This is a genomic window from Psychrobacter communis, from assembly GCF_014836505.1.
Taxonomy (GTDB): domain Bacteria; phylum Pseudomonadota; class Gammaproteobacteria; order Pseudomonadales; family Moraxellaceae; genus Psychrobacter; species Psychrobacter faecalis.
The window spans coordinates 1-25,737 of record NZ_JACSQR010000036.1 but is presented as its reverse complement, the minus strand read 5'-3'; the positions used below and the strand labels follow the sequence as shown (position 1 = coordinate 25,737).

Below are 25,737 nucleotides of genomic sequence, written 5' to 3'. Positions count from 1 at the left end.
ATGTGTTGGTATATCGATTCATGGCTTGGGACATCTTGCCAACCCAGCATCCTCAGTCGCCCTGTTATCTGTTCAGGTGAGTAGTGCTTGCTGAGTAGATGCTCAATATAGCACCAGCCAAAGCGACTAATCTGTGTGCTATTCTTAACTTTGCGCGCTTTTGCCAAACGATGGGCTTGTTTGGGACGATAACCCCTTTGTCCCAGGTTTCGCCTTATCTCCCGACTCACCGTTGATTTATGACAGCCGATAATTCTAGCTATTTCACTCATGCCTTTTTTAGCTTGCAATAGTGCTGATATTTGATATCTTTGCTCTTGGGTAAGATGTGTATAGTGTTTCATAACGTTCTGATATGTAGGAGTTGAAGTTTGAAATGCAACACGGCACATCTTACTCTTCAACTCATTCTTTTAAAACGTTGCACTTCTTATTTGAATCTAGGAGTTAAATAATAGGAAAATCAATAACAAAGCAAAAATAGGGAAAAACTCAGTAATTATTCTCTAAATCACTTCATCAATTTTTTTGAATTCAGGCAAATTATAAAAATAAATGCCCATGATAATGCCGATAAAGCCTACAAAGGCAATGTATAGCGCAGGCGAAAAGCTGATATATAAAGTGGCGTAACCAAGCCCAAAAGGCACCAATACTCCGACAATCCCATAAGCAACATTATAACAAAGTGCCATACCTGTCAGGCGCACGTTGGTGGGAAATAATTGTACTAAAATGGCTGGAACCATGCCCACAATACCCGCACAAAACCCTAACAGCGCATACATGATAAGAATGTAGTCGCCACTTGCTTGTAGATGATAAAAGAATGCAAACATCTGCGCAATCAATAAGATAGAACCAATGGCCAATACTTTACCAAAGTTTTGATGGTTGGATATGATCCCGTAAAACACACAGCCGAAAATCATAAATACGATGCCTAAACTGTGTGAAAAGCCAAATAAATCATTATCCAAGGTAAAACGCAGCTCAATTAAATCGGGTAGGAGTAGAATGATAACGGTGGTGATACTGGCTATGATAAAGGTGAGTAGCAAGCCGATAAAGATAGAATGCTTACAATGCTTAAAGAGCAGGATAAAGGGTTTGGCAATATAATCACGCGGCTTTGCGGCTTTCATGGCGATAAAAAATGGCGATTCATCTATCCAGCGCCATGCCAATAAAGGCAGCACGCTTAGGATGGCCGCCATAAAAAATGGTACCCGCCAGCCATAAGCGGCCAGTTGCTCTGTGGTCATGGAGTTGGTTAGCCAAAGAAAAAAGGCGTTGGAAAATAGTACACCGACAAAAAAGCTTGCCGTCACATAACTACAGGCGACTGACAAATATTGGCGCGGTACATGCTCTGACACAAAAACCCAAGCCAGCGGCACAAAAAGCCCAAACGCCATCCCTTGTATTAGGCGTAAAATAATGAATAAAGCAGGCGCAGCCATACCCCATTGCGCATAGGTTGGCAAGCAGGCCATCGCCAACAAGCTTGCAGCGGTCACCAAAATACTCATTAATAATATCGGTTTTCGTCCACTGATATCACCAAAGCGCCCAAAGATAACCCCGCCAAACGGGCGTGCCAAATACCCAATCGCAAACAGCCCAAGCCCTTGTATTTTTGCCATTGCCGCGCTGGTATTAGCAGGAAAAAAGGCAGTGGCGATGATATCGGCAAGATATAAATAAATCAAAAAATCAAAAAACGCGACTGCGCTACTAAAACAAATAAACAGTACGGCATTTCTATCTTTAGAAGACATCAGAGCATATTGAGAACGAGAAGGCATAATAGATCACGCATCCACTTAAAGAGGGGTTTATTAAAATGGGTAAATAAAGCGTATGAAATAACAGTCGTGCGATAAAAGTATTGGCTATCTATAACAACCAATCAATCGGTAGCCATGACATGATGGCCAGCCAAACATGATCACTAATATCGACGCGCGGCTCTGAATCGTAAACGACCTTTTCACCCGCTTCTACGGTGTGCCATTGCAAGCTGCCATTTTCTAACAACTTAACTTCATAGGCTTGACCCAATAATTCATCGCTGAGCGCACTATGCAATTGTTTTGCCAGCTCCTCGTCATTGATAATCACGCCCATCTCGGTATTGATGTTGGCGGAGCGCGGATCGACGTTATATGAGCCGATAAATACTTGGTAGTCGTCAACGGCAAAAGTCTTGGCATGCAGGCTGGTAGACGATTGACTGCGCGCCTTCCAAAGCTTGTTTTCGCGTTTTTCTTCAGAAGCGGTTGATTTTAGCTCGTAGATTTTTACCCCAGCTCGCAATAAGCTTGGGCGCCATTGACTGTAGCCAGAGTGCACCGCGGTCACATCGGTGGCATCAAAAGAGTTGGTCAAAATCTTGATATCAATTCCCGCTTCTGCCAGCTCGACCAGCGTATTGACCCCATCTTTGGTCGGGACAAAATAAGATGAAATAATCGTCAGACGTTTGGTCGGACTGCCCAATAAGGTACGCAGCTGATGCACCAGATTGGTATCGGCTGGGACAGTTTTGGTCAATTTGCCGACGTCATCGCTTAAAAACTGCATGTCAGTCCAGCGAAAGGGCACGCGCTTATTGATTAAGTCACTATCAATAGAGGAATCTTCGATAGCCGTTTTATAGACGTCTAAGCTGCTCTTACTGTTGTTTTTTTCATCAGCTCTGAGTTTGTCCAAACCTTCCAAAAAATCCGTAGTTTCACCTTTATTAAGAGTGGCAAGGGTTTGGATATCAAATGAAATGGGCGCTGACCAGTAACTGGCAAAGCTATTGTCAATGTCAGCGACTACTTTGCCGATGAGCAAAACGTCTAAATCGGCAAATTGGCTGTTTTTGTCATTGCTTAGGTATTCGTCACCAATATTACGCCCGCCAATGATGGTGATTTGCTTATCAAAGGTCATGCTTTTATTGTGCATGCGCCGATTAATGCGCGGTAGACCTGTCACGAAGTTTAAGGTTTGAAATTTGCGGTACATCAATGGGTTGATAATACGTACGGCGATATTTGGGTGGCTGGCAAAACGTAATAAATGCTGATCAAATTTGGCGCTATTATTAAAATCATCTAATAACAAACGAACGATGACGCCGCGCTCGGCCGCGTCCCATAAGTCCTTTAGCATCAGCTGTCCGGCTTGATCATCGTGCCAGATATAATATTGGGCATCGATATTACGCGTGGCCATGCTGGTCAAAATACTGCGTGAAGCAAAGGCGTTGGCACCTGTCACAATCGGATGATAGCCCGATAAATCAGGGTGAATCTCGTTTTGTTCACTGATAGCGGCGACTAAGTCAGTGCTATCCGTTTTTGCATTGGTATTTGGGCTGTTTTGTTGGCCGTCTTTTTGCTTGCTATTTTGCTCGCGACCCTCTTGTTGATATAAAGCGTCGATACGCGCGGATAAAGCTTGGCTTTCAGGCAAATGCGGCTGCTTTGGCAAACTCTGACATCCACTAAGACCTAAGGTAAGGCCGAGAGTTAAGCTCAACGATAAGTTACTTGGTTCTATACTGAACATCGACATAAATGAGTGACCTTAGTGGACCTGAATTGAATAAAGCACGGGTTAAAAATGGGCTTGATTTATGGGCTGTTTTTACCGATGGTAGCACTGAGTATGGCGCGTATAATTATATTGTTCAAAAATCCTATTGCTCAAAGCAATATTCGCAGCGCCGCTAAGCTTAACAGCTGACGCTATCTATGCCTATTGCAAATACGTTATTTTTTTCGGTTGCGGCGATTTATTCGGCCGTGATTTACATATCGCACAGTCACCGTTTGCGCTTGCAATGTGTCATTAGAAATGCAGCAAGCTATTTTGGCTCAAATATTTAATGCGAGCTGTTCAGTCACAAGGGTTTAATGATAAATAACGACTAGCCGCTATGCAAAAATAATATTTAGCATGGCTTTGAAACCAGCTGTTTGGAATAAGTTGCCATGCTATGATAACGCGAATAAAGAGTGTTTATAATCAAAAATAAGCGGAATGTTTACTAATAACTTGGGCAATGGAAAATTTATGAGTCAGTCGCAAGCGCACGATGATAGCAATGCAAATAAATTGGATGCAAACAAATCACAAGCAAGCAAATTAGATGCAAACTGGCGCGATGACGCGCTCAATTTAGATCTTAATTATGGCATGCAAACCATCGCCGTACGAGCAGGGCAGCATCGTACCGACGAGGGCGAGCACTCAGAAGCTATTTTTACCACCAGCTCTTATGTCTATGAAACAGCGGCGGACGCTGCCGCGCATTTCAATGGTAGCAAAACGGGCAACGTCTATTCTCGCCATACCAATCCTAGCGTGCGCACCTTTGAGCGGCGTTTGGCAGCGCTCGAAAACGGCGAGCGCGCGGTGGCGACAGCCTCAGGTATGGGCGCGATTTTGACCATGTGTTTGGCGTATCTTAAAGCAGGCGATCACTTGCTCGCTGCCAATCAATTATTTGGCTCATCGATTGGTTTATTTAATAACTATATGGCAAAGTTTGGCGTTGAAGTCAGCTATGTCGATTGCTTTGATAATGATGCTTGGGCACAGGCTGTGCAGCCAAATACCAAGGTGATTTATTGCGAAAGTCCGAGCAATCCACTTGCGCAAATTTGTGATATTGGTTATTTAAGCCAGCTGTGTAAAGCCAACGATATCTTATTGGTCGTTGATAACTGCTTTGCCACACCAGCCTTGCAACGACCGTTAGATTTGGGCGCAGATGTGGTCATTCACTCTGCGACCAAATATTTAGACGGTCAAGGTCGGGTATTAGGCGGCGCTTTAGTCGGTAGCGATAAGCTAATGCAAGAGGCGTTTACCGTGGTGCGTTCAGGCGGTATCAGTATGAGCCCATTTAACGCATGGGTCTTTACCAAAGGGCTTGAGACGCTTAAATTGCGTATGCAAGCGCATTGTCAAAATGCCAATCAAATAGCAGACTTTTTGGTCAATCATCCCAACGTCAGCACCGTGCACTTTTCAGGATTAAGCGACCATCCCGCTCATGAATTGGCAACGCGCCAACATCATATGAAAGATGGTTATGGCGCTATCATGGGCTTCGAAGTTAAATCGTCGACTAGCCCTAATTCAAAGGGTACTGATTCAAAAGCCGCTGCTTGGCATGTGATTGACTCAACGCAAATGGTTTCTATCACCAATAATTTGGGCGATGCCAAAACCACCATTACCCATCCCGCGACCACTACCCATTTTCGCTTGACGCCTGAGGCGCGCGCAGAAGCAGGCGTTAATGATAGTCTCATCCGTCTGTCGGTAGGCTTAGAAGATGTGGAAGATATCATCAAAGATTTGGCGCGTGGTTTAGACAGTTTGTAAAGATAAAGGTATAATCGCCATTAACATCAGATTTAGTGATGAATAACGCTTTATAATTATACGCATTAAGACAAAATAAAAGAGGTAACTATGAATATTCAAGCATTGATGCAACAAGCACAAACGATGCAAAAGAAAGTCGAAGCAAACGTTGAAAACGCTAAAAAAGAATTGGCCAATAAAGAAGTTCAAGCCGAAGCGGGCAGTGGTCTGGTTAAAGTTACTATGACCGGTCGCCACGTCGTTAAGCGTTTGACCATTGATCCAAGCTTATTGGAAGATGAGCCAGATATGATTGAAGACTTAATCGCTGCTGCCATCAATGATGCGGTGCGTCAAGCGGATGAGCTGTATGAAGAAACCATGGCTGGCGCAACATCAGGTATGGGTTTGCCACCAGGTATGCAAGGTCTGTTCTAAATAGCGGATTATAAGCGCTAAAAACTGCTGATTGAACACAAAAATGGGGTTGTTATCGACACGATACGACCCCATTTTTATAGCTACGATTTATAAATTAAGTTAAATAAAGGAAGTTACTTTGCTGACAGCCAAATTTGATCAGCTGGTCAAACAGCTACGTATTTTGCCGGGTGTGGGTCAAAAAAGCGCCCAACGTATGGCATTGCATTTGCTTACCAAAAAGCGCCCCCAAGGCATGGCGCTCGCTCAAGCGCTTGATGAAGCGATGAGGGATATTGTCGAATGCCAGCGCTGCCATAGTTTTAGCGACGAGGCAGTTTGTCCATTATGCCAAGATCCAAGGCGTGATGATGGCTTGCTATGCGTGGTTGAAACTGCCGCCGATGTGATGGCTATCGAGCAAACAGCAGGCTATCGTGGGCGTTATTTTGTGTTGGGCGGGCATTTATCGCCCATAGACGGTATCAGTGCCGATGATCTAAATATCGATCAACTGGTCTGGCGGGTTAAGCAAGAGCCGGTTGAAGAGCTGATATTGGCGACGGGTACGACTGTTGAGGGTCAAACGACCGCGCACTTTATCAGTGAAGCAGTCAGTCGTCATGTCAATAAAATCACTCGCTTGGCGCAAGGCGTACCGATGGGCGGCGAGCTTGAGTACCTTGATAGTATGACCCTTGGCCAAGCCATGCAAAATCGCTCTTTCTTATAGTATTCTTTATGGGTGTTTTATAAATATGGTTATTTTATAAATTCTCTATAAAACTCAAGTCTTGTCCATTTTATTTTGTGATATTGTTATAATGGTTTTGATATTCACTTTTATTAAGGCGCGGTTTAGCGTTTTATTTTCTTCTATTTCAGCAGGTATCTGCCCGTGTCAAACCATGTTTCAACAGCTTCAACTACTTCTAACCAATCAAACCGCTTAGATAATACGGCTACTGATAATGAGTTATCAAAACCATCAGTCAATAACGAGGTAGCGCCCACAGATGTGCCACCCGAGCCTGATATCGATGCCTTGTTAGATGCTGCCGATGACGCCGCTGTTACTTGGATACGTCAGCAAGAGGATTTGGCTGAAGTTATCGATGCTTTGGCAACTTGCGGGCGGGTGGCACTGGATACAGAATTTATCAAGCGCGATACCTATTATCCACGCTTGGCACTGGTGCAGTTAAATACTGGCAATCATGTGTATTTACTAGATGCGCCGCAATTGCAATTGGCCGAACTATGGCAGGCGTTGGCTAAAGTAGACGTGGCGATTTGGCATGCCTGCGGTGAGGATTTGGGGATTTTTTATCTATTGTCTGGTTGTCCGCCATTGACCAATATTTTTGATACGCAAATTGCCCTGTCATATTTAACCGGCCAATTGCAAATGGGCTATCAGCAGGCGCTTGATGAGCAGTTAGATATGCATATCGATAAAGAACAAAGCCAATCAGACTGGCTACAGCGTCCGCTATCAGATGAGCAAGAGCAGTATGCGATAGATGACGTGCGTTTTTTGCCAGCGCTTTATCTAAGCCTTGAATATGAGCTAAAAAAACAAGGTCTGTTTGAGTATGTATGGGCGGATTGCCAGCTGTATGCCAGTGACTTATATGACGCGCAGCATGTGGCCGACGATGAGATGTATCTAACGATGGCAGATTATCGTTATACCTCTGAGCAAATGGTGATATTGCAAGCAGTGGCAACATGGCGCGAGGAGCTAGCACGCGCGACCAATCAGCCGCGTACCTTTGTGATAAAAAAACAAGCAGTACGCGAGATTATCACCGAAAAGCCAAGCAGTATGCGCGAGCTTGCGCACAAAACCACGATGCACCGTAGCATGCTGCGCCTCTATGGTGAAGAGTTGCTAAAGGTGATTAAAGAAGCCAAAAACCTGCATCCTGCTGAGCATCCGGACTGTCTATTACCACCGTATCGTTCAAAAAACAAAGTCTTATCAAAAGCTGTGCAACAAGCAATCGATGCGCAAGCAGAAAAAATCGGTGTGCCTGCTAATGTCTTGATGCGTAAAAAATGGCTCGCGCAGCTCTATGAAGTGATTGCTTTTGATAAAGATTTAAGCGAACTACCAGAAGGTTTACAAGGCTGGCGCAATGAGTGGGTGATGCAAACCTTGATTCCGGTGATTGAAGAGCACAAAACCGAATTGCAACAGGGTATGGGTGTCAATGTTCGCTAAGTGATAAAAATTAGCTTTTATAAGTACTTAGCATTCATAAATGCTTAAGTTCGCTATGGTCAAACTGTCCATGTTGTAAAAAATACTTGGTTTGTGCGGCCACTGTTTTATCGACCAGCATGCCAGTATGCGAGACGGGCAAGACAATATGATCAGTGGCTGCCTCTATTTTGGTTTCTTCTATATATACTGTGCCATCGTGTAGTAGATGTTCTGCTGATGGCATATTATTTGTCTTACAAAGTTTGCGATTATGATACTGCAAAAATAACTGCCCTAAGCCATAAGGACGATTACCGGCAATCACGCCTAAGGTAATATGCTCCGGTAAGGGCGCGACCGAGCCATCTAGCGCATCGACGTACGAACGCCCCACCACAGCTGGCGTCAAGCGCCAAATATAATCTGCACAAACACTCCCTAAATGCGGTGTCCCAAGCGTTACGCAACGCCCAATTTGCCATTGTGGATATTCATTAACGAAATCACGAATAATCAAACCACCCAAACTATGACCGACTAAATCGATTGGCTCGTCAGTATGATGGTTGTTTTCTAGCCACTCATTTAATCGGGCACTATTGGTTTTGATGCCATTACGCATACTACGATAGCCATATTGGTGGGTGTCAAATCCTGCTACTTGTAAGCGTTTGGCCAATGGTCGCATAATCCGAGCGGTTTGATGCAGACCGTGAATTAGGATAACGCGGTTTTTTTGTCTCGAAGCTTTTTGTTGCATATCTTTTTGTTGCATAGAAATGTCCAAATCAGTAATATCATAAGATCTATCATCGACGCTTGTTTACTAAAATAAACGGGCAGACAGGTTCTTTTATATTAACTCTTTAGGGGTAAAGGTTGTCAAATTATCTAGGGTGTTTTTCCTTTATATTCGCGGTTCTATCGCTATCAGGATGCGTTAGTCAAGAGTTAGAAAAACCTGTGTCTGTTCTGGCAAGCGTACCAATAGTGAGCCAACCGTTAGTAGTTGAGTCACCTCTGCAAATTGCTACTTGGTCACCAACTAAATATAACGGTCGGTTTACAGCTATGGTATCTGGATATTTAACAGTTGTTAATAACTGTCTTGCTTTGACTAGAGATAGTAAAGAGCTAACGACGAAAGACAATACATATTTATTGGTATTAGCGGATACTTCATTTTCGTGGGATGCAGATAAAGAGATTCTACTGTTTGAAGGAAAACCATATAAGATTGGCGATGAGCTTTATCTTGGTGGCGGGGCATTTACTTATCCTAATGCTAACATTACAGATCAGGTAAAAGTGAGCTGGATAGAATGTGGTTTAGATAAAGGTTGGTTGGGTGGTTAGGCCTAAGCAAAAGCGAAAAACGTTGACAATGTATAGGCAAAATAAAAACCTCCAAATCAGCTGCTGACTTGGAGGTTTATTTTTATATCAACTATTCATACTTGTTTGAAAACTACATATAGTTTTCGATACTTGGGCAAGAGCACATGAGGTTCTTATCACCATAAGCGTCATCGACACGTGCCACACTCGGCCAGAACTTATGGGTGCGGATGTAAGGCAGTGGGAATGCAGCGGTATCACGGCTGTACGGATGCGACCATTCGTTGCTGGTAATCATCGCCGCGGTATGTGGCGCATTGACCAATGGGTTGTTTTCTAACGTCCAACCCTCTTCGCCAGCTTTGGCTTTCATCGCTTCAGCTTTGATAGATTGTAGCGCACTGATAAAACGATCTAACTCTTCTTTTGATTCAGACTCAGTGGGCTCAATCATCAAGGTGCCCGCTACTGGGAAACTCATCGTTGGTGAGTGGAAACCATAATCCATCAAGCGCTTAGCAATATCGCTTTCACTGATGCCAGTTTCTTCCTTCAATGGACGAATATCGATGATACATTCGTGAGCGACGCGGCCATTTTTACCCGTATAAAGAACAGGGTAGTGGTCTTTCAGCTGGCTGGCAACATAGTTGGCATTTAATAGTGCAAGCTCAGTGGCTTTTAGCAGACCATCGCGTCCCATCATGGCAATATACATCCATGAGATAGGTAAGATACTCGCTGAACCATAAGGCGCTGCTGATACGGCTGAGCAATCATTTTGCGCGTTATGCACAGGGCTCAACGTATGGTTGGCCATGTATGGTGCTAAGTGTGCTTTCATGCCGATAGGGCCCATGCCAGGACCGCCGCCGCCATGTGGGATACAGAAGGTTTTGTGCAAGTTCATATGCAGTACGTCTGCACCGACATCAGCAGGCTGCATCATGCCGACCTGTGCATTCATATTGGCGCCATCCATATAGACTTGGCCGCCATGTTGATGAATCAAATCACAAATATGACGGATACCCTCTTCAAACACACCGTGCGTCGATGGATAAGTAATCATCAAGGCACCTAAACGCGCACTATGCTCTTCACATTTAGCGGTCAGGTCATCGATGTCTACGTTACCGTTATCGTCAGTTTTTACCACGACGACTTGCATGCCCATCATCATGGCGGTAGCAGGGTTGGTACCGTGCGCTGACATTGGAATCAAGCAAACATCACGGTCCGTTTCGCCCAATGACTCATGGTAACGACGGATTGCTAATAGACCGGCGTATTCGCCTGAAGCGCCAGAGTTTGGCTGCATAGACACTTCATCAAAACCTGTGATGGCTTTTAATTGCTCTTGTAAGCTATCAATCATTGCAATGTAGCCGGTGACTTGATCGCGCGGTGCAAATGGATGCACATTGGCAAATTCAGGCCAGGTAATCGGTAGCATCTCACTGGTCGCGTTTAATTTCATGGTACAGCTACCAAGTGAAATCATGCTACGGTTCATCGCCAAATCTTTGTCTTCAAGCGACTTTAAGTAGCGCAGCATTTCATGTTCAGTATGATGGGTGTTAAAGACTGGATGGGTCAAGATATCGTCGCTGCGCAAGTGGGCGCTATCGAGTGACACGCGAGCTTCTGTTGGCAAGTCATGAGCTTTACTGACAAATAATTGTGTTAAGACATTAAAATCTTGCGCATCGCTAGTCTCACTAAAGGCAACACTTAATTTGGTGTCGCCAAGACGCCATAAGTTGTAGCCAGTATTGTCGGCGTTTTCAAAAATCTGCGTTGCCATTTTTTCTGAACCACAATCAACGACGACACTATCAAAGAATTGATCGTGTACGACGTTTAGATTGCTGTCGTTAGCACCTTTAATAACATCAGCAAAGGCAGTCGCAAACGCATGGATACGAGTGGCAATACGCTTGACGCCATTTGGACCATGATACACGGCATACATGCCGGCTAGATTGGCAAGTAATACTTGCGAGGTACAGATGTTTGAGTTGGCTTTTTCACGGCGGATATGCTGCTCGCGGGTTTGCAGTGCCATACGTAAGGCAGTATTGCCTTGTGAGTCTTTAGAGACACCAATGATACGGCCAGGTGCTGAACGCTTAGCCTTATCAGAGAAGGCAAAGTAGGCGGCGTGTGGACCACCAAAGCCCATTGGAATACCAAAACGCTGGGTGCTACCGAGTGCTACGTCTGCGCCCATATCGGCTGGTGATTTTAATAGCACCAAGCTCATGATGTCGCTGATAACGCTGACGTAGGTTTTGTTTTTCTTCACCGCCGCGATAACATCGGTTAAGTCTTTCACATCGCCTTCAACACCGACGTATTGGAAAATAGCACCGAAATAATCACCTGATTTAGCCAGTTCAAAATCACCAACCACCACTTCCCAACCGAAATATTTGGCACGAGTATTGATGACATCTAAGGTTTGCGGATAGATACGCTCATCCACAAAAAACTGGTTCGATTTACTTTTACTCACGCGCTTCGACATCGCCATCGCTTCTGCCGCAGCCGTTGCTTCGTCAAGTAATGACGCGCCAGCCATCTCCAAACCTGTTAAATCAATACAAACTTGCTGGAAGTTAAGCAATGCTTCTAGGCGACCTTGGGCGATTTCAGCTTGATAAGGGGTATAAGCAGTGTACCAGCCTGGATTTTCAAGGACGTTGCGCTGAATAACTGCTGGCATGCGCACAGGCGAGTAACCTTGACCGATATAGCTCTTATTAACCGTGATATCGTCTGCCATGGTACGTAGTTTAGCAAGCGCGGCATGCTCACTCATCGCCACAGGCAAATCTAGCTCTTTATGCAGGCGCACTGGCTCAGGCACGGTATCATTGATAAAGCTTTCCATATCTTGATAGCCAACGGCATTTAATAGGTCGGCTTGTTTGGCTTCATTTGAGCCTAAATGACGATAGACAAATTCAGCTTCGTTGAATAAACCTTGAAAGGTATCAAACGTTGGGTTTTGCGAGATAGTCATAACAGTCCTTGGTAAAAGGGATGATAAAGGAGAAGGCTAAAATAACGAATAATTAATAATTAATAATTAATAATTAATAACGGTTTACGGTTTTAGACGTAATGGACAAATTGAGTTTGGTCAAAGCGGAACTGGCTGTTATAAATGCCATTATCAGCGCGCTCACCGGCACCAATCATCATAATGATATGGTGATCGTCGCTTAAATTTAATAAGCGTTTCATCGCAGGCTCATCAAAGCCGCCCATCGGACAGCTATCAAAGCCGTGCGCGCGTAAAGCAAGCATGAGGTTTTCGGCTGCAAGAGCAGTATTGTTGGTGGCCCAGTTTTTGGTGTCTTCAAAGGTATAATAAGGCGATTTAATCGGACCTTTTACCCGTCTGACTACTTGCGTTGCACCCCATTTAGCCGCTGATATAACGTTGACCGGTCCGCGTAAGAAATCCATGGTCACAACTTTGTTGTAGTAGTCTTTGACCTTTTTTGGCACTGCCGTATCCGGATATTCACGCAATATTTGCTTAGCGTGATCGTGCCAAACATCGGTACGCGCAACGACCGCAATCAAGCGCGCTGAGGTTTTCGCCGCGTTTTGATTCATGCAGTTTTTTACCGCACGTTTGCGTTTATCCGCATCATCAACCACATAAAATTCCCACGGCTGTAGATTGCTCGAGTTCGGCGCGAGCATGGCCAAACGTAAGCAATCTGCTAAAACGTCATCAGGTATCTTGGTGTCGGTAAAACGTCGGACAGATCGGCGTGATTCAACCACATCGCGAAACGCTTGTAGCTGCGGGGTATGATCAGGCGTAGCAATAATGGTTTGCTTATTAGTATCAGGGGTCATATGAAAATCCATGCTGGGATTGAGTGCGTGGCCAGGTTTGTGTGTCGAGATACTTGAGGTGCGTGGTTAATATTCTTTGCTAAATGAGTACGGCCCAAAAATGAGCGGGCGATTGCAAATGCTAAATTGAGCGCTAAGCAGGTTAGGAAAAAAGCGCACAGATACCAGCTGACGCCAATATCTGTCATAACAAGTTGTGTTTTTAATATTAAAAATAGCGATAGCTTAATTAATTAGTGCTTATTAGCTTACTATTACAGCTCGTTTTCGTACTCATCAGCACTTAGCAAAGCTTCGTAGTCAGCGATATTGTCAGGCTTCATTTTAAAGAACCATCCTTCGCCGTATGGGTCAGAGTTGATGATTTCTGGATCATCTTCTAATGCTTCATTGATGGCAACCACTTCGCCTGAGATAGGCGCGTAAACGTCAGAGGCCGCTTTTACAGACTCAACCACAGAGATTTCGTCGTCAACCGCGATGATGTCACCCACGTCTGGCAATTCAACAAACACCACGTCACCGAGTAAGTCTTGAGCATGGTCAGTGATACCAACCGTAATCGTACCGTCGTCTTCTAGGCGCAGCCATTCGTGGCTGGCGATGTATTTTAGTTCTGCTGGGATATTGCTCATGGTCTCTCTCCTAAATGATAGAGAATGGTTAATAAAAAAGGGACGCTCATAATAAAAGGTATCAGGGATATCAGTCAAATTGCTGCTTGCCGTTACGCACAAAGGGCAGCTTGACAACGCGGACGTCGACGAATTTACCCTTGCCGCGCAAATCGACCTGCACGCTATCGTCATCTGATAAGCTAGCAGGGACACGGGCAATAGCAATCGAATTTTTTAGGCTAGGGGAGAAAGTGCCACTGGTAATCAGGCCAGTCTGTTCATTATCCGTGCCTTGATTGATGGTCACGGTCATGCCCTCACGTAAGACGCCGCGTGTCGTCAATAATAAACCGACTTGCTTCATGGCACTGTTGTCATCTTTTGCTTGTTGACGCTTATTTACTAAGGCTTCACGGCCGATAAAGTCGCGCTCGTCTTTTAGCGCCAGTGTCCAGCCCATGTTGCACTCGTAAGGGCTAACATTGTCGTCCATATCATGACCATAAAGGTTCATGCCCGCTTCCATACGCAAGGTATCACGCGCGCCAAGACCAGCAGGTTTGACGCCATTGGCTTTTAATTGCTCAAAAAATGCTGGTGCATCATCGCCATGCATGATCACTTCAACGCCGTCTTCGCCTGTATAGCCAGTACGCGCCACAAACCAATCTTTGCCTTCGATATCGGTTAAATCAGCACCAACGAAAGGCTTAAGGGCAGCCAATGTATCTGCCCAACTTGGTTTGACTTCTGCCAGCTTTGCAACGGCATTCGGTCCTTGGATAGCGAGCATAGCCAAGTCATCACGTTCCGTTAAAGCAACCTCAAAACCTTCGGCAACTTTTTCAAATTGTGCCATGTCTTTATCACGGGTAGCCGCATTTGACACGATACGATATTCGCTCGCGTCTTCATTCATCAGATAAACGATTAAATCGTCAATGATACCGCCTTGCTCATTGAGCATCGGAGAATAAAGTGCTTTACCAACGGTTTTTAATTTATCGACATCATTGGCAAGGAGCTTTTGCAACCATGCTTTGGCATCCGAGCCTTTAACATCAACAACGACCATATGCGAGACATCGAACATCCCGGCGTCGGTACGCACGGCTTCGTGTTCTTCGATTTGTGAACCATAATGGATTGGTAATTCCCAACCAGAGAAATCCACCAGTTTGCCGTCACTATCAAGGTGCGACTGGTAAAGGGGCGTGCGTTTAGGGGCGGAAGTGCTGGTATTTTGAGAACTGGTATTGTGAGTGTCGGTCATAACAAATCCTTATGGAACATCAGCAGCACTTGATAATCAGGTATAAAATATCAAAGTAGCAGGGCAGATGTGCATTATCATAGTAGTGAGTAGCAATCTTGCAGGGCGCAAGCAGTGCAACCAAGGGTCGTACAAAAAAATAGAACAATTAGCCAAACAGACGCCAAACGTCGGTTTAAGCAAAAGCCCTATCTGTCCTGTAACCTGAGATTTTCAACACGAACCATCATGGTGATTTTTTAAAGCAAAAGCCTTAAAAAGTCCAAGCAAGTGATGTCGCATTTTCTCCCCTTCGGTGGGTAAGGCGTCGTCCGTCCTTACCGCTCTCCAGATTTGTTATGCCTTATGTTTTGGAATGCTATGCAGTTGCGATAGCAATAAAACAGTTGTGACATATGTTTTTCAGTCCTTTTACCTGAGCGATTGGCAGGGTGTATGCGCCTTCGGTGGTCATCAAGCAGTGATTAGCGCAGCTCGTAAATATAAGCTCACTTAATATCATGCCCAAGACTCTCTCCTGAAAAACGCTTTTATTATGAAAGGTTCAGGCTGTTTTTACAAGCCATCTGCCGCATTAAAGTCGATAATGTTGTTAAAAACAACTTTTTAGCAGCAGAGCTGACAAACTTATGAATAAATAGCATGTGTAAAAGGTCACTAAATAAGCGGACTTTACAGTGATTTACCATAGCAAAACGTAAAGCGACTACTGAAAGTGAGTGCAAATATGCTAATCTATGGCGATAGTTTCTGATAGGTTGTTTTTATGCATTGCGATATTTATAAATTTCCCAAACACGACGATATGTATGTTTACATTGCTCGCCCTGATTATCCTGATGATACCGATGAGATTAAAGACTGGCTTGGTGTACTGCCAAAAGAGTTTCGGGCAAGTTTAGGACGTAGTCAGTTTGTCATGCATTTAGACTTGGCGAGCACGCCAAAATTGTCGCGCGTTGACAAAGAAGAAGTATTGGCAAAACTAAAGTCGCAAGGGTATTTTGTGCAGTTGCCGCCGCAAGATGTCATGCGCCGTCAAGCTGAGCTACGCGCTCGTGAAGCGCAGGACAATATCTACGATTAATAGAGGTTTTAAAATTAAGAGACTTTTTTTAAAATTAAGAAACTTCGCTTAAATGCATCAAAAAAGCGACGAAATATTTGCGCTTATGCATTTTGCTAGTAAGTCGTGATAAACTAATCGCCATTAGACACGCATAATTAAGTGCAGTTGATGATTATGTATTTTGTCGCACTGTTAGTCTGACAAAACTTACCCTATACCGCTTGACGCCTTACGCGCCGCAGGTAATAAACGCAGGTAAAGAAACACGCATGGATTGGTTAAAAGGCATTATAGACAGCTTACCGATAGGCGCTATCAGTGATATCCTCGGTGAGATTACGATTTGGTGGGGGCAACTGGTCAAAGATGTGCCGCCCGCAGACTTACCTATGTATGCGTATCTTGGCGGCGTGATTATCGTTTTGATACTCTGGTTGTTGGTTGCTCGTATTTTGCCGCGCCCGCTTGGTGGTATGAGTTGGATGATATTGTTTGCGGTCTTGCTCGCGCCTGGTACGGCGCTTGGTGACCCTAGCGTGATTGCGCCGGCGAGTATCAGCGTTGTTTATGCGATTATGATGAAAGATACGGCTGGCGCGATTACCAATATGCTACCGATTTTGGTCGTACTGGTAGTAGGCTTGTTTGTGGGTTTTGTTTGGCAACTGATTCGCGGCGCGTTTGAATCTAGCTTGGATAAAGCCCGCAGCCGTACGGCAGACGATGCGCAAGCGACCGCTCAATTGACCACTGGTAATTATTTGGCAGACGAAGCTCGTTTATCAGAGTCGTTTGATCATTCAGCATTGTCGTCTAAATCTGGATTGGCTAAGACTGAATTAAGTAAGCCTAAAGCTGAGGTTAGCCTAAAAAAAGACCGCAAATAATAGATATGAATAATAAAGCTTTTTGCTAGAGATTTTTACACTAAAAGACACCCTGCGTGTCTTTTTTTATACTCATTTATAAGCTTTACAATGAATCAATAATAACTACGAACGCATGAGTATTTTGGCAATTAATGGCACTGTGCTAATCTAAATGATTAGGTATCTGCTAACGATTTCCTCTAAGCTTTCTACTATATTTAACAGATAACAATAACTGATTTTAATAACTGTTTCTAATAATTGAGAATGTATTATGAGCACGACTGATAAAACGAAAAAAAGCTTTACCGGTACGCAAAGCTATATTGCCACTGATGATTTGCAGCTTGCCGTTAATGCGGCGATGACGCTACAAAAGCCGTTACTGATTAAAGGCGAGCCGGGCACGGGTAAAACTTTACTGGCTGAAGAAGTGGCGGAGAGTTTAGGGATGCCGCTGATTACATGGCATATCAAATCGACCACCAAAGCTGAGCAGGGGCTGTATGAGTACGATGCCGTATCGCGCCTACGTGATTCGCAGTTGGGTGATGATAAGGTTTATGAGATTGGCAACTATATCAAGCCCGGTAAATTGTGGGAGGCCTTTACCAGTAATGAGCGCAGTGTGTTATTGATTGATGAGATTGATAAAGCCGATATCGAGTTTCCAAACGACTTACTGCATGAGCTCGATAAAATGTCTTTTTACGTTTATGAAACGGGCGAGACCATCACTGCCGAGCAGCGTCCGGTGGTTATCATCACCTCAAATAATGAAAAAGAGCTGCCAGATGCGTTTTTGCGCCGCTGTTTCTTCCATTATATCGACTTCCCAGAAGAAGATACCATGCGCCAAATCATTGAGGTGCATTTCCCCAATATCCAAGAAAAACTCGTCAATGATGCGCTCGATATTTTTTATAAGCTGCGTAATATTCAAGGGCTTAAAAAACCACCATCAACCTCAGAATTGGTCGATTGGTTAACGTTATTGCTCGCTGATGATATGGCACAAAACGAGCTGGAAGAAAACTTGCGCGGGGAAAAGTCTATTCCGCCGCTATATGGCGCGCTGCTGAAAAACGAAGCCGATGTGAGTTTATTGCAGCGTTTTGCCAATATGATGCGTCGTTAAGCGATAGCTCGTTTGTCATAATTGACGCTAATGAAGCAATCCAACTCGTAACTCTATCAGCCAATAAGTGATGCGACTTTTATGTTTATCAAATTGTTCTATACCCTGCGTACCTACGGCGTGCCGGTCAGTACGCGTGAGCTGCTTGACCTAAACGCGGCCTTAGATCAAGGGCTGATGATGCAGCCGCATCCTGAAAACCCAGAGCTATCTACTTTTGCCAGTCGCGAGGATATGTATCGACTGATTCGGCTTTGTATGGTCAAAGACGAGCGTCACTTTGATAAATTTGACCGTGCTATGGCAGATTATTTTGAGGGCGTCGATAGTCTTGATATGGATGAGCTGCTCGCAAAGTTGACGGATATTCCAAAAGAATGGCTAGATTTAAAGCTTGATCCAAAAAATCTGACCGAAGAGCAGCGGCGCTTGCTGAAAAAATACGGCTCGCTAGAGGAGTTGATGAAAGCGCTTGAAGAACGTCTTAAAGAGCAAAAAGAGCGTCATCAAGGTGGCAGTAAATGGGTCGGCACTGGCGGTACGTCACCGTTTGGTGCCTATGGCGACCATCCAGAAGGCGTGCGCGTCGGCGGCGAGTCACGTAAACGCAGCGCTGCCAAAGTGTGGGAGCAGCGTAAATATCGCAATCTCGATGATGACAATCAGCTTGGCACGCGCCAAATTCAGATGGCACTGCGTAACTTGCGCCAGTTTGCCCGTACCGGCAGCGCCGATGAGCTAGATATTCACGAAACCATTAAGCGCACCGCCAAAAAAGGTGTGCTCGATATTCATATGCAAGCTGAGCGCCGCAACCGCGTCAAAGTGCTGATGCTATTTGATGTTGGTGGCAGTATGGATGTTCACGTCGAAGCATTGGAAAAGCTGTTTTCTGCGGCTAAAAACGAGTTTAAAACCTTAGAGTTTTTTTACTTTCATAACTGCTTATATGATTATGTTTGGAAAGACAATAATCGTCGCCACAGCGCGCCGATGCCGACTTATGAGCTGCTTAATACGTATGGTCGTGAGTATCGGGTGATATTTGTCGGCGATGCGTCGATGTCGCCATATGAGCTGATGACGGTCGGCGGTAGCGTCGAATTTATGAATAATGAGGCGGGCATCGTCTGGCTAAAACGGGTACTGGCGCATTTTGATAAAGTCGCTTGGCTCAATCCTGAAAATCCTGCGTATTGGAATTACACCCAAACCATCGTTGAGATTAAAAAAATCTTTGATAATAAAATGTATCCGATGACCTTGCATGGGGTGGAAGAGATGACTAATTATTTGGCGCGCTAGTCGATACTTGTAAGAATTATTTGTTTTATTGTTTATTGAAACACTCATAAAAATAGCCGTTATAAAATATAGCGGCATTTTTTTATTTCTAATTTTTTTAACTCTTTGTTTCTAATTTTATGTTTCTAATTTTTCGTTTCTATGAGCCCAATCATCACGCCCATCTCTTTTTTATCATGCTTATCAATGCTCGGTGCGTAGAGTGCCGAAGCGATACCGCCATCTAAAAATAAGGCATTTGGGCAGTTTAATTCATCTTTAAACAACGCCGCAAATTGATAAAAGCTCACCGGCGCCTCGCTATTGACAAATTGTATGCTGCCATCACTGCAAACACCGGCGCCATTACGTAGCTTAAGCGAGGTGCTGTCAGACTTAAACTGCGGGTGAATCTCATTATTGATGACTAACATAGGACCCGATTGCGTCGCATACCAAGGTTGTGCTTTACCACTTTTGAGCTGTTCATCTAGCGTTTTACTTTCGGTAATCTGTACTTTGCCAGATTTATCCCACCACATGACGCCGTTGGGCAACAGATGAAAGTTGCCGCCGCCTTCTTTGATATTTAATGCGCGCAGCTCTTTACCTTTGATAACCGTATAGCCAATCGGCGCATAATTTTCATTATACATGCCAGCATTCATGGCAAAGTTGAGGGTTTGGTTAGAGGGCAGCGCCGCTAGTAAAGCATCAAAAGTCAGTAGCGGCTGGTTGTTATCAGCATTGCTATCGCTCTGTTGCCAAAATAGCTGTAATGAATAACGCGTGTCGGTCAGTGCCTTTGCATCAACACGGCAAACGCTATAGGCAAAGGGCGTGTTTTGCGCCTGACATGACCAATTTTTGCCATCACTACTTATCGCGTCATGGTTATTATCTTCTGCTGGCTGGCAAGCGCTGATGCTTAATGCAACCAGCGCTGCCGCCAACAATGAGTAAGGGAACCTAAATATAGAACTTGGCATCGATGACTTATCTTTTTATAGGATAACGTTAGATGGTCTAAAAACCGCCATAATCCTTAATCGTCTAATGGCGGAATTTCGCGGAAAGTATTATTGACGTTACCAATTAACAGACCACCGTCGATGAGATCTACTGAATCATCTGGGTGCTGGGTAGTTGGGGCATTGGTTTCTTTACCTTTATCACGCGAGTCTTTGTTATAAGCAATCAGCGCATCGTTATTGGCAAGGAAGCTATCAGGATTTGCCATCACCCACATTTGGTTAAAGACGTCGGCGCGAGCATTTTGCTCAAGCAGGGCGCCTTGGTCGGCAAAGTAAAAGAACTTCGATAACAGCTTAATTTGACCATCGTCTAAACGGCGGGCGATATGATACGGCTGCAATTGGCTTGGATGCTGAAGACCAACCGCACCAACGATACTGGCAAGTGATTTTAGCGTATTTTTATGAAAACTTGCCACGCGTTCAGCTTTACTTGGTACATCAAGGGCTTTTTGGCGATAGGGGTCTTGGGTAGCAACGCCAGTCGGGCAAGTATTGGTATGGCAAGAGCGCGATTGGATACAACCAACGGCAAACATAAAGCCGCGCGCCGAGTTACACCAGTCAGCGCCTAGCGCAATCATACGCGCAATATCAAAGCCTGAGACGATTTTACCACTAACGCCAAGCTTAATCTTATCGCGAATACCCGCACCAACCAAAGTATTATGCACTAACATAAAGCCTTCAACCATTGGCATACCGACGTTGTCCATAAATTCAACGGGCGCTGCACCTGTACCGCCTTCAGCGCCGTCAATGATGATAAAGTCAGGGTAATTGTCCATCTCTATCATAGCTTTTACAATCGCCATAAACTGCCACGGCTGACCGACACACAGCTTAAAACCGACCGGTTTACCGCCTGATAAATCACGTAGCTGCTGCCAAAAAGTCACCAACTCACGCGGCGTGCTAAAAGCACTGTGCGAAGAGGGCGACACGCAGTCTTTACCCATCGGCACGCGGCGCGTATCCGCAATCTCTTGCGTGATTTTTTCTGCTGGCAGTACGCCACCTTGACCTGGTTTTGCACCTTGCGAGAGTTTAATCTCAATCATTTTTACTTGCGGATCGGTTGCCTGTTCGGCAAAGGACTGCGGGTCAAAATTGCCAAGCTCATCACGGCAGCCAAAATAACCGGTGCCCAGCTCCCAGATTAAATCGCCACCAAACTTACGATGATAAGGGCTGATCGCGCCTTCACCGGTATCATGGGTAAAGCCGCCCAATTTAGCGCCTTGATTAAGCGCCATAATGGCATTGGCCGATAAACTTCCAAAGCTCATCGCTGAGATATTAAATACCGACATATCATACGGCTGTTGACAGCGCTCACCGCCAACGATAATACGAAAGTCTTTATTTTCTAGCGGTTGGCTGACCGCTGATTGTAAAAACCATTCTTTACCGTGTGCGTATAAATTATCAAGCGTACCAAAAGCATTGGTATCACTGACGTTTTTGGCTCGTTGATACACCAGTGCGCGCTGCTGGCGTGAAAACGGCACTTGTTCTTTATCATTTTCTAATAAATACTGACGAATCTCAGGGCGAAAATCCTCAAGTACATAGCGAATATGCCCAGCGACTGGATAGTTTCTTAAGATGGCATGCTTTGCCTGTATGACATCATAAATCCCCAAACCCACACCCAATCCGCCAAGAATAATCAGCCACCAATTCATCAATAACAGCCCTGCTATAAACAGCAGGGTCGCGGCGGCAAAAGTACTATAGCGCAACATGACGCCAACTAAATAAGGAGAATCCTGTTTGGGTTTTGGGTTTAGATTGGTACGAGATTGGGGCATAACGATACTCAACAGTGTTACGTAAATAATAAAAACGCGATGATAAAAAACAAAGTATCCATAACAAAATAACCATGTCATAAACATGGTTATTAAGAATAGATTAAATGCTTAAATTTATCGCGTACATCATACACATATGATATCACTGCGACGGTTTAATTGGGTAACAGAGTGCTAATTTTGCGCTCAAAATAACAGTTTTTAGACGTAATCGGCTCTGATTGATTATTTCAAATGATTTTCTGCTGATGATTTGGCGTCGAAGATAAGGAAAAGGCACTCAATGGCAATAACGAAAAGCATTAAAAATAAGATTGAAACCGACTGTCAGTGCCTGGTAGTAAGGTCTAAATAGTGCCTTGTGAGTTGTGACGGGTGCAGGGCATGAATGGTAAAAAAAAGCGTCTGCCCGCAACGCGTAGCAGCCACTACAGTATGTTTTCAACCCCCTGCTGTGGCGGTTTGGGGTCTGACACTCGCCCAGTCGGTTCCAAAGGGGCAGTCTATCCGTTTATTATCGAATAGTATTGTTAAATAAATAAAACGGACAAAAAATTCTCATATCAATGGTTTAAAAATACTTATTCTACAAGGTCAATTTGCCAGTTATTGGCTTGAATGACGATATTAATTTTGCGCAGCTTCATCGCGATGTCGTCGGCTTGTCTTTGTAAACCGGCAACCGAAACCATAATATGCCATTTAATCTCGCGAGGGCTATAACGGTCAACCTCGGTATCAGTGGCTTCAATGGCCTCAATCAATAACTTATGACGCATCTCTAAGGTATCACGTTCGATCAATAGTGTCAGCATCGATTGACCTTCATTGGTCTGAGCGACAGCGTTAGTTCGGTGAATACGTTCAATCAAAGCCGATAATTCAGTAATGACTTGACTGGCTTCAATCATCAGCGCATTTGGGTCTTCGTTTGGCGCGTCGCCTTCTTGGACTTTGACATTGCTACGAATACGCCCTTTAATTTGGGCGAGCTTTTTTTGCATATCGCTACGGATGAGGAGGGCTTCGGCGAGTTTCATGGTTATTCTCTCTTATTTATTATAGGTTTTTAACTCTTACTTATTATTGATATCAAAAATTAATTTCATAATGAAGTTCAATTTGAAAAAGTTTAGAAGTATAATCAACATAATTCTAGCCCTATACTTTTTATAAGGAATGTAAATTGAAAAATATTTTTAGTTCATTTGTCATTTGTTCTGCACTGTTTTTATCAGCCTGTGGCGGTGATAGTGATAGCTCGTCAGATGCAAGTAATCAGGGTTTTATTGGTAATAAGACCTTGGTAAGTGGTAACAGGTATACCTGCTCTACTAGAGAAGCTTATAGTTTATGCGACGATGACAAAACCTGCACCGCTAACTGTAAGCTAATTGCTACCAATGCCAACCCAGCAAATCCTATTGATCCTTCTGTTACCAATCCTTGTGAAACAGAAGGTGTCAATGTATATGGTAAAAAGGGTAGCGCTTGTTTAATTCCTATTTCTAGCTTCAATAATAGCCAAGGCAAAAGATATAATTTAAATTGTTCAGCTAGTGGTGGAGCTAGTATAGGTGACAATATCAAAGCTGGCGGTGGCATTACTTTAAATGGCTACAAATTTAGTTGTCGTTAATCTGTCAGTTTGTAGCTCATAAAAAGGTACAACCATTCTGTTGTGCCTTTTTTATACTTATCATTTGCGCTTAAGTAATTGTTTCTATGAAAAATACCGTCTTTACATTTTCTACTATTCTGTTCTCATTTTTGTTCGGTGTCTTTGTCACATATATTGCGATGAGTAAGCAACAAATGGATACTGCATTTACTAATAAAGCAATATATCAAGAAACGCAATTTAGTCAGTTAGCTGATAATTATGGCGATCAGAATGATATGGATATTGGTACATTACCGCAGAAAATAATTAATAAGAGCGATAGTAGTAAAATCATTCTTAATGATTACTCTGAGGAGCAAGCCAAAGCAATTATAAACAATATGCCTGATTATGCGCTTGAACAATATATAAATAAATTTATGACAGTTGATTCAATTGATGTTATTCAGGATAAAAGACGATTTGCAGAACGTGCTATTGAAGAGCTTTATAACCCAAACGATAATCAAAAACTAGTTGGCACTGCTAAAGTAAGTTTTGATTACTTTATGCCAGAAGTAAGTGCCGATACCAACCAAGTCACTAAGTTTGCGAAAATATACGCGCATCTTGGTACCCGTGGTCAGGTACCTGCTGATAAATACGTCTTCGTCAAATGGATAAATAACCAAACGGGACAAGTTCTCTTGTTTGAAAAGAAAAACATCTCAGCAAGTAGTGATCATAATTGGGTAAGCTTTGTCCCGACTGATGGTTGGCAAGTAGGTAGTTACGATGTGCGCTTTTATCAGTTTGATTCAGATTTAAAACCTATCGCTCAAACGACTTACAATGTTTATGATGTGATCGATCTAAATTGAATTAGTTATTAAATGATAGATCTATAGTATTTTAATTGTATTAACCCCACTCTCAACTTCGAAAGTGATTGAAAAAAGAAGAGCACCTCACTAATCTATTGTTTTCGACCAAGAATACAATGGAGTTGTGAGATGCCCATAGACGAATTTATCATCAATATCTATTTAATGGTAGAGCAATATTACAAAATAGTCGTCACCAAACCCTTGCGAAGTGCAGGTTACGCGCCAAAGCTAAGTGATCCTGAGGTTATTTGCATGGAGATGGTCGGTGAATTTTTACACCTAGATCAAGACAAACAAATTTGGCAATACTTTACCCAGCATTGGCAAGACTGGTTTCCAGCCATCGGCTCATACCCTAACTTCGCAAAGCACTGCGCCAATCTGTGGCAAGTCAAACAGCAGATACAAGATAAAGTCAGTCAAATTGAAGGCCGTGACAACATTCATTTTATGGATGGCTTTTGGGTACCCGTCTGTCATTATGGACGCGCTTATCGGCATAAGAATTATCAAGACTTAGCAGCTTTTAGCTACTGTGCCGCTAAGCAAGAGAGGTACTATGGCTTTGAAGGCCATTTGCTTGTTAACTTATCGGGCATGATTAAAGGCTTTACCTTTGCTCCTGCCAATGTTGATGAAAGAGCGGTTGCCCCAGAAATCACCACTCATATTCATGGGCTGCTTGGCGCTGATAAAGGGTATATCAGCCCTAGTCTGACATCGTACTACGACGCTCAAGGCGTGGATTTACAAACGCCACTCAGAGCTAATATGAAAGAAGATAGACCCAAACCTGTGGTAAGACGGCTGATGAAAGCCCGCCGTATCGTTGAAACAGTCATTGGTCAGCTATCAGAACGATTTAATATACAAAGGGTACGAGCAAGAGATTTATGGCATTTGTCTCATCGATTGATTCGTAAGATT

At 43.9% G+C, this 25,737-nt stretch carries 24 protein-coding genes and 2 riboswitches; of the genes, 13 read left to right on the top strand and 11 right to left on the bottom strand.

Features of this window, described 5'->3' with window-relative positions:
• The 3 genes from H9653_RS10675 to H9653_RS10665 all read right to left on the bottom strand — a co-directional run.
• Positions 1-344 (bottom strand): transposase (locus H9653_RS10675; RefSeq protein ID WP_450088454.1); only part of this gene is annotated, 344 nt, incomplete at its 3' end.
• A gap of 162 nt (positions 345-506) precedes the next feature.
• The gene (locus H9653_RS10670) at positions 507-1,808 is read right to left on the bottom strand and encodes an MFS transporter (RefSeq protein ID WP_191692349.1); all 1,302 of its coding nucleotides are present in this window, start codon (positions 1,806-1,808) and stop codon (positions 507-509) included.
• A 91-nt stretch (positions 1,809-1,899) separates the two neighbouring features.
• Positions 1,900-3,570, bottom strand: a complete 1,671-nt coding sequence (locus H9653_RS10665; RefSeq protein WP_191692348.1) for a phospholipase D family protein — start codon at positions 3,568-3,570, stop codon at positions 1,900-1,902.
• Positions 3,571-4,194: 624 nt separating this feature from the next.
• Between H9653_RS10665 and H9653_RS10660 the strand changes: the two genes are divergently transcribed.
• The 4 genes from H9653_RS10660 to H9653_RS10645 all read left to right on the top strand — a co-directional run bounded on the left by H9653_RS10660 (position 4,195) and on the right by H9653_RS10645 (position 8,020).
• Entirely contained in the window at positions 4,195-5,391 is a 1,197-nt protein-coding gene (locus H9653_RS10660) for an O-succinylhomoserine sulfhydrylase (RefSeq protein ID WP_191692352.1), read from the top strand.
• Positions 5,392-5,481: 90 nt separating this feature from the next.
• The gene (locus H9653_RS10655) at positions 5,482-5,811 is read left to right on the top strand and encodes a YbaB/EbfC family nucleoid-associated protein (RefSeq protein ID WP_068404078.1); all 330 of its coding nucleotides are present in this window, start codon (positions 5,482-5,484) and stop codon (positions 5,809-5,811) included.
• 121 nt (positions 5,812-5,932) lie between these two features.
• Positions 5,933-6,526, top strand: a complete 594-nt coding sequence (gene recR / locus H9653_RS10650) for a recombination mediator RecR (RefSeq protein WP_191692347.1) — start codon at positions 5,933-5,935, stop codon at positions 6,524-6,526.
• 165 nt (positions 6,527-6,691) lie between these two features.
• The gene (locus tag H9653_RS10645; protein ID WP_191692346.1) at positions 6,692-8,020 is read left to right on the top strand and encodes a ribonuclease D; all 1,329 of its coding nucleotides are present in this window, start codon (positions 6,692-6,694) and stop codon (positions 8,018-8,020) included.
• Positions 8,021-8,054: 34 nt separating this feature from the next.
• Here H9653_RS10645 and H9653_RS10640 read toward each other — a convergent pair whose 3' ends face one another.
• On the bottom strand, positions 8,055-8,777 hold the full coding sequence (locus H9653_RS10640) for an esterase/lipase family protein (protein WP_225211726.1): 723 nt from the start codon (positions 8,775-8,777) through the stop codon (positions 8,055-8,057).
• A 188-nt stretch (positions 8,778-8,965) separates the two neighbouring features.
• Between H9653_RS10640 and H9653_RS10635 the strand changes: the two genes are divergently transcribed.
• A complete protein-coding gene (locus H9653_RS10635) occupies positions 8,966-9,358 on the top strand; it encodes a hypothetical protein (protein WP_225211725.1) in 393 nt (130 codons plus the stop codon).
• 112 nt (positions 9,359-9,470) lie between these two features.
• Here H9653_RS10635 and gcvP read toward each other — a convergent pair whose 3' ends face one another.
• The 4 genes from gcvP to gcvT all read right to left on the bottom strand — a co-directional run bounded on the left by gcvP (position 9,471) and on the right by gcvT (position 15,109).
• A complete protein-coding gene (gene gcvP, locus H9653_RS10630; protein WP_191692344.1) occupies positions 9,471-12,368 on the bottom strand; it encodes an aminomethyl-transferring glycine dehydrogenase in 2,898 nt (965 codons plus the stop codon).
• Positions 12,369-12,460: 92 nt separating this feature from the next.
• Positions 12,461-13,219 carry a nitroreductase family protein gene (locus H9653_RS10625; RefSeq protein ID WP_191692343.1) on the bottom strand — a complete coding sequence of 253 codons (759 nt, stop codon included), beginning with the start codon at positions 13,217-13,219 and terminating at the stop codon, positions 12,461-12,463.
• Positions 13,220-13,473: 254 nt separating this feature from the next.
• Positions 13,474-13,854: a glycine cleavage system protein GcvH gene (gene gcvH, locus H9653_RS10620; protein ID WP_068404068.1), complete on the bottom strand. Its 381-nt coding sequence runs from the start codon at positions 13,852-13,854 to the stop codon at positions 13,474-13,476.
• 70 nt (positions 13,855-13,924) lie between these two features.
• Positions 13,925-15,109, bottom strand: a complete 1,185-nt coding sequence (gene gcvT / locus H9653_RS10615) for a glycine cleavage system aminomethyltransferase GcvT (protein WP_068404066.1) — start codon at positions 15,107-15,109, stop codon at positions 13,925-13,927.
• Positions 15,110-15,291: 182 nt separating this feature from the next.
• Positions 15,292-15,450, bottom strand: a riboswitch (glycine riboswitch).
• Between the two features lie 52 nt (positions 15,451-15,502).
• A riboswitch (glycine riboswitch) is annotated at positions 15,503-15,639 on the bottom strand.
• A gap of 236 nt (positions 15,640-15,875) precedes the next feature.
• Between gcvT and H9653_RS10610 the strand changes: the two genes are divergently transcribed.
• The 4 genes from H9653_RS10610 (at position 15,876) to H9653_RS10595 (ending at position 19,490) form a co-directional block, all read left to right on the top strand.
• Positions 15,876-16,196, top strand: coding sequence for a YcgL domain-containing protein (locus H9653_RS10610; protein ID WP_068404065.1), 321 nt, complete (start codon positions 15,876-15,878; stop codon positions 16,194-16,196).
• Between the two features lie 251 nt (positions 16,197-16,447).
• The gene (locus H9653_RS10605) at positions 16,448-17,065 is read left to right on the top strand and encodes a hypothetical protein (RefSeq protein WP_191692342.1); all 618 of its coding nucleotides are present in this window, start codon (positions 16,448-16,450) and stop codon (positions 17,063-17,065) included.
• Between the two features lie 256 nt (positions 17,066-17,321).
• Positions 17,322-18,185: an AAA family ATPase gene (locus H9653_RS10600; RefSeq protein WP_068404060.1), complete on the top strand. Its 864-nt coding sequence runs from the start codon at positions 17,322-17,324 to the stop codon at positions 18,183-18,185.
• A gap of 81 nt (positions 18,186-18,266) precedes the next feature.
• Positions 18,267-19,490, top strand: coding sequence for a vWA domain-containing protein (locus H9653_RS10595; protein WP_068404058.1), 1,224 nt, complete (start codon positions 18,267-18,269; stop codon positions 19,488-19,490).
• Between the two features lie 125 nt (positions 19,491-19,615).
• On the opposite strand, the gene H9653_RS10590 is transcribed toward H9653_RS10595, so the two are convergent.
• Both H9653_RS10590 and H9653_RS10585 read right to left on the bottom strand, forming a co-directional pair.
• Positions 19,616-20,458, bottom strand: coding sequence for a phosphodiester glycosidase family protein (locus H9653_RS10590; RefSeq protein ID WP_191692341.1), 843 nt, complete (start codon positions 20,456-20,458; stop codon positions 19,616-19,618).
• Positions 20,459-20,514: 56 nt separating this feature from the next.
• Positions 20,515-22,317, bottom strand: a complete 1,803-nt coding sequence (locus H9653_RS10585) for an FMN-binding glutamate synthase family protein (protein ID WP_068404095.1) — start codon at positions 22,315-22,317, stop codon at positions 20,515-20,517.
• 387 nt (positions 22,318-22,704) lie between these two features.
• Here H9653_RS10585 and H9653_RS10580 point away from each other — a divergent pair, with 387 nt between their 5' ends.
• On the top strand, positions 22,705-22,845 hold the full coding sequence (locus H9653_RS10580; protein ID WP_191692340.1) for a hypothetical protein: 141 nt from the start codon (positions 22,705-22,707) through the stop codon (positions 22,843-22,845).
• 56 nt (positions 22,846-22,901) lie between these two features.
• Here H9653_RS10580 and H9653_RS10575 read toward each other — a convergent pair whose 3' ends face one another.
• The gene (locus H9653_RS10575; RefSeq protein WP_068404054.1) at positions 22,902-23,360 is read right to left on the bottom strand and encodes a DIP1984 family protein; all 459 of its coding nucleotides are present in this window, start codon (positions 23,358-23,360) and stop codon (positions 22,902-22,904) included.
• A 146-nt stretch (positions 23,361-23,506) separates the two neighbouring features.
• Between H9653_RS10575 and H9653_RS10570 the strand changes: the two genes are divergently transcribed.
• The 3 genes from H9653_RS10570 to H9653_RS10560 form a co-directional block, all read left to right on the top strand.
• Positions 23,507-23,959 (top strand): hypothetical protein, encoded by a 453-nt coding sequence (locus tag H9653_RS10570; RefSeq protein WP_191692339.1) that lies wholly within the window; start codon positions 23,507-23,509, stop codon positions 23,957-23,959.
• An 86-nt stretch (positions 23,960-24,045) separates the two neighbouring features.
• Positions 24,046-24,804: a hypothetical protein gene (locus H9653_RS10565; protein ID WP_156508474.1), complete on the top strand. Its 759-nt coding sequence runs from the start codon at positions 24,046-24,048 to the stop codon at positions 24,802-24,804.
• A 132-nt stretch (positions 24,805-24,936) separates the two neighbouring features.
• Positions 24,937-25,737, top strand: an 801-nt coding sequence (locus H9653_RS10560) for an IS982-like element ISPsma1 family transposase (RefSeq protein WP_191692338.1), incomplete at its 3' end; no start/stop codon positions are given.